At 65.9% G+C, this 367-nt stretch carries 1 protein-coding gene; it reads left to right on the top strand.

The features are described 5' to 3' along the window. A partial coding sequence (locus tag AC1DYG_RS20790) for a penicillin-binding transpeptidase domain-containing protein (protein ID WP_477641721.1) occupies nt 1–367 on the top strand: 367 nt, incomplete at both ends.

The following is a 367-nucleotide window of genomic DNA, read 5'->3' as shown; positions in this document are numbered from 1 at the left end:
GCTCACGCTCGGCGACATCACCATCACCAACGTCGAGGGCGAGTCCTGCGGGACGTGCACCATCGCGGAGGCGATGAAGCGGTCGCTGAACACCAGCTTCTACCGGCAGATGATGTCCATCGAGGACGGCCCCGACAAGATCGCCGACATCGCTCACAAGGCCGGCATCCCCAAGGAGATCCCGCCGGTGACGGGTACCACCCTGCAGGAGCCAAACGGCCAGTCCGAGTACGGCATCGTGCTGGGGCAGTACCAGTCCCGGGTGATCGACATGGCGTCCTCGTACGCGACGCTGGCCGCGTCCGGCGTCTACCGCACCCCGCACTTCGTACAGAAGGTCGTGACCAGCGACGGCACCGTGCTGCTC

Source organism: Pedococcus sp. P1_H8 (assembly GCF_056405175.1).
The sequence above is the reverse complement of the archived record's forward strand: the minus strand, read 5'-3'. Positions and strand labels throughout refer to the sequence as shown.